A 5,410-nucleotide genomic window follows, 5' to 3' on the forward strand; every position below is an offset into this window, starting at 1 on the left:
CCCCATAAGAAATGTCCGGCGGTGTCCTACTCTCCCACACAGTCTCCCATGCAGTACCATCGGCGCTGAAGAGCTTAACTTCCGGGTTCGGGATGGGACCGGGTGTTTCCCCTTCGCCAAAACCACCGAACGCCCAACGCACCACCCCACCGGGGGCGGGCAAACCCTTGGACGCCCGAACCAACAGGTCCGGCACAACAATCTTCACTTGTAAATACGCGGGTCCAGGTTGTTTTCTGGGAACCACACAGGGACGCGAACACATCTTGCAGCGATTTGGATTGAACGAATTGTGTGTTCAAGCCACTCGGCCTATTAGTACCGGTCGACTCCACACCTTGCGGCGCTTCCATCCCCGGCCTATCAACCCAATCGTCTCTTGGGGGCCTTACACCCACAAAGGGGTGGGAGAACTCATCTCGAGGAAGGCTTCCCGCTTAGATGCTTTCAGCGGTTATCCCGACCGAACGTAGCCAACCAGCCGTGCCCCTGGCGGGACAACTGGCACACCAGAGGTCCGTCCGTCCCGGTCCTCTCGTACTAGGGACAGACCCTCTCAATTCTCCTACGCGCGCAGCGGATAGGGACCGAACTGTCTCGCGACGTTCTAAACCCAGCTCGCGTGCCGCTTTAATGGGCGAACAGCCCAACCCTTGGGACCTACTCCAGCCCCAGGATGCGACGAGCCGACATCGAGGTGCCAAACCATCCCGTCGATATGGACTCTTGGGGAAGATCAGCCTGTTATCCCCGGGGTACCTTTTAGCCGTTGAGCGACACCGCTTCCACACGCCGGTGCCGGATCACTAGGCCCTGCTTTCGCACCTGCTCGACACGTCCGTCTCACAGTCAAGCTCCCTTGTGCCCTTACACTCGCCACCTGATTGCCAACCAGGCTGAGGGAACCTTTGGGCGCCTCCGTTACCCTTTAGGAGGCAACCGCCCCAGTTAAACTACCCACCAGGCACTGTCCCCCACCCCGATCCAGGGGTGCGGGTTAGACGCTCAAAACGACCAGAGTGGTATTTCACCAACGACTCCACCGACACTGGCGTGCCGGCTTCACAGTCTCCCACCTATCCTACACAAGACGCTCCAAACGCCAATGCCAAGCTATAGTGAAGGTCCCGGGGTCTTTCCGTCCTGCTGCGCGAAACGAGCATCTTTACTCGTACTGCAATTTCGCCGGGCCTGTGGTTGAGACAGCGGGGAAGTCGTTACGCCATTCGTGCAGGTCGGAACTTACCCGACAAGGAATTTCGCTACCTTAGGATGGTTATAGTTACCACCGCCGTTTACCGGCGCTTAGATTCTCAGCGTCCACCCCAAAAGGGTGTAACCGGTCCTCTTAACGTTCCGGCACCGGGCAGGCGTCAGTCCGTATACCGCGTCTTACGACTTCGCACGGACCTGTGTTTTTAGTAAACAGTCGCTTCCCCCTGGCCTCTGCGACCCCACCCAGCTCCGGAGGAAAACTCCATCACCGGGCGTGGTCCCCCTTCTCCCAAAGTTACGGGGGCAATTTGCCGAGTTCCTTAACCACAGTTCACCCGATCGCCTTGGTATTCTCTACCTGACCACCTGAGTCGGTTTAGGGTACGGGCCGCCGGTACACTCGCTAGAGGCTTTTCTCGGCAGCATGGGATCACTCACTTCACCTAAAACGGCTCGGCATCAGCTCTCAGGATATGCGAGAGACGGATTTACCTATCTCTCTCCCTACAGCCTTACCCCGGGACAACCATCGCCCGGGCTGAGCTACCCTCCTGCGTCACCCCATCACTCACCTACTACCCCCTCGGGCCGACCGCTCCACCCAAGCACAGCCCGAAGGCTCCACCCGGGTTTCGGGGTCTTAGCATCAGGGGGTTCAGCGTTGGCGCATACCAGCGGGTACGGGAATATCAACCCGTTGTCCATCGACTACGCCTGTCGGCCTCGCCTTAGGTCCCGACTTACCCTGGGCGGATTAGCCTGCCCCAGGAACCCTTGGTCATCCGGCGCACACGTTTCTCACGTGTGACTCGCTACTCATGCCTGCATTCTCACTCCCACAGCCTCCACCCCTCGATCACTCGGAGGCTTCACCGGCTGCAGGACGCTCCCCTACCCACCCACACCACATGGTGCGGATGCCACGGCTTCGGCGGTGTGCTTGAGCCCCGCTACATTGTCGGCGCGGAATCACTTGACCAGTGAGCTATTACGCACTCTTTCAAGGATGGCTGCTTCTAAGCCAACCTCCTGGTTGTCACGGCAACTCCACATCCTTTCCCACTTAGCACACGCTTAGGGGCCTTAGCCGATGATCTGGGCTGTTTCCCTCTCGACTACGAAGCTTATCCCCCGCAGTCTCACTGCCACGCTAACTTACCGGCATTCGGAGTTTGGCTGACGTCAGTAACCTTGTCGGGCCCATCAGCCATCCAGTAGCTCTACCTCCGGCAAGCACCACGCAACGCTGCACCTAAATGCATTTCGGGGAGAACCAGCTATCACGGAGTTTGATTGGCCTTTCACCCCTAACCACAGGTCATCCCCCAGGTTTTCAACCCTGGTGGGTTCGGGCCTCCACACCGTCTTACCGGCGCTTCACCCTGCCCATGGCTAGATCACCCCGCTTCGGGTCTACAGCATGCGACTAAAAACGCCCTATTCAGACTCGCTTTCGCTACGGCTACCCGCCACCGGTTAACCTCGCCACACACCATAACTCGCAGGCTCATTCTTCAAAAGGCACGCCATCACCAACAAAAGGAAACAAGTCCCTCCTGAGGAGGCTCTGACGGCTTGTAGGCACACGGTTTCAGGTACTCTTTCACGACCCCTCACCGGGGCACTTTTCACCTTTCCCTCACGGTACTGGTCCGCTATCGGTCATCAGGAAGTATTCAGCCTTACCACGTGGTCGTGGCAGATTCACACGGGATTTCACGGGCCCCGTGCTACTCGGGAACACACCCAGAAGCCACTCAAGTTTCGTCTACCGGACTCTCACCGTCTACGGTCGGCCTTCCCATGCCATTCGACTACCCGAGCAGTTTGTAACTCCTTGCTGGACTGGTAGACCCAGCCGGATGGTCCCACAACCCCGCACACGCAACCCCTACCAGGTATCACACGCGCACGGTTTAGGCTCCTCCGCTTTCGCTCACCACTACTCACGGAATCACAATTGTTTTCTCTTCCTGCGGGTACTGAGATGTTTCACTTCCCCGCGTTCCCACCAACCGCCCTATACATTCAGACGGCGGCGACACCCCATGACGAGTGCCAGGTTTCCCCATTCGGAAATCCCCGGATCAAAGTCTGGTTGCCGACTCCCCGAGGCATATCGCAGGCTCCCACGTCCTTCATCGGCTCCTGATGCCAAGGCATCCACCGTATGCCCTAAAAAACTTGAACACACAAAACGATCAAAACAAATCGCAGATAAGAACCATCAACCCCACCCCCATGACAGGAGCAAGGCATCAAGCTCTCACCAGAGATGCTCGCGTCCACTGTGCAGTTCTCAAAAAACAACCGGGCCCACCAGCACCCCACCCCCAACAACAAGGGGCGAGGTGGCTGGTCCCGCGATCCAGAGGTCACCGGGCTCGCGCCCGTTTCCTCAGGACCCAACAGCGTGCCCACCAGACCACCCACCCGGAACCCGCCGTTCCCACTCCCCAGAGCAACAGCTCCAAGACGGTACTTGCCGAGCCGCACGAGCGGCCTGATGAATAACCAGTGCTCCACATCTATGAGCAGCCACCTGACAGACATTCGCCATCAACGGCGGCCACCGACCACGATCCCCCACCCCGAGGGGTGAACGACCTGGCCAGTTGGTGCTCCTTAGAAAGGAGGTGATCCAGCCGCACCTTCCGGTACGGCTACCTTGTTACGACTTCGTCCCAATCGCCGGCCCCACCTTCGACCGCTCCCCCCACAAGGGTTGGGCCACGGGCTTCGGGTGTTGCCGACTTTCGTGACGTGACGGGCGGTGTGTACAAGGCCCGGGAACGTATTCACCGCAGCGTTGCTGATCTGCGATTACTAGCGACTCCGACTTCACGAAGTCGAGTTGCAGACTTCGATCCGAACTGAGACCGGCTTTACGGGATTCGCTCCACCTCACGGTATCGCAGCCCTCTGTACCGGCCATTGTAGCATGTTTGCAGCCCAAGACATAAGGGGCATGATGACTTGACGTCATCCCCACCTTCCTCCGAGTTGACCCCGGCGGTCTCCCATGAGTCCCCACCATAACGTGCTGGCAACATGGAACGAGGGTTGCGCTCGTTGCGGGACTTAACCCAACATCTCACGACACGAGCTGACGACAGCCATGCACCACCTGTCACCGGCCCAAAAAGGACCCCGCATCTCTGCGAGTTTTCCGGCGATGTCAAGCCTTGGTAAGGTTCTTCGCGTTGCGTCGAATTAAGCAACATGCTCCGCCGCTTGTGCGGGCCCCCGTCAATTCCTTTGAGTTTTAGCCTTGCGGCCGTACTCCCCAGGCGGGGCGCTTAATGCGTTAGCTACGGCGCGGAATCCGTGGAAGAACCCCACACCTAGCGCCCAACGTTTACGGCGTGGACTACCAGGGTATCTAATCCTGTTCGCTCCCCACGCTTTCGCTCCTCAGCGTCAGTACAGGCCCAGAGAACCGCCTTCGCCACCGGTGTTCCTCCCGATATCTGCGCATTTCACCGCTACACCGGGAATTCCATTCTCCCCTACCTGCCTCTAGTCTGCCCGTATCCACCGCAGACCCACGGTTAAGCCGTGGGCTTTCACGACAGACGCGACAAACCGCCTACGAGCTCTTTACGCCCAATAATTCCGGACAACGCTTGCGCCCTACGTATTACCGCGGCTGCTGGCACGTAGTTAGCCGGCGCTTCTTCTGCACCTACCGTCACGTTAGCTTCGTCGGTGCTGAAAGAGGTTTACAACCCGAAGGCCGTCATCCCCCACGCGGCGTCGCTGCGTCAGGCTTCCGCCCATTGCGCAATATTCCCCACTGCTGCCTCCCGTAGGAGTCTGGGCCGTGTCTCAGTCCCAGTGTGACCGGTCGCCCTCTCAGGCCGGTTACCCGTCGTCGCCTTGGTAGGCCATCACCCCACCAACAAGCTGATAGGCCGCGAGCCCAACCCCAACCGAAAAACTTTCCACCCACACCTCATGCGAGAGAGGGTCATATCCGGTATTAGACCCAGTTTCCCAGGCTTATCCCGAAGTCAGGGGCAGGTTGCTCACGTGTTACTCACCCGTTCGCCGCTCGAGTACCCCCGAAGGGGCCTTTCCGCTCGACTTGCATGTGTTAAGCACGCCGCCAGCGTTCGTCCTGAGCCAGGATCAAACTCTCCATTAAGGCCACACGACCAGCACGAAGGGGCGAACCTCCACACCGGCCAAACCT

General features: G+C 58.8%; 3 rRNA genes. All 3 read right to left on the reverse strand.

The window, feature by feature from the left end:
• Positions 1-13: 13 nt before the first annotated feature.
• A 5S ribosomal RNA gene (gene rrf / locus E1264_RS39620) occupies positions 14-130 on the reverse strand.
• A 164-nt stretch (positions 131-294) separates the two neighbouring features.
• Positions 295-3,405: ribosomal RNA gene (locus E1264_RS39625) — 23S ribosomal RNA — on the reverse strand.
• A 439-nt stretch (positions 3,406-3,844) separates the two neighbouring features.
• A 16S ribosomal RNA gene (locus E1264_RS39630) occupies positions 3,845-5,362 on the reverse strand.
• The 16S, 23S and 5S rRNA genes sit together here, the layout of an rRNA operon.
• Between the last annotated feature and the right edge of the window lie 48 nt (positions 5,363-5,410).

Source organism: Actinomadura sp. KC216 (assembly GCF_004348535.1).
GTDB lineage: Bacteria > Actinomycetota > Actinomycetes > Streptosporangiales > Streptosporangiaceae > Spirillospora.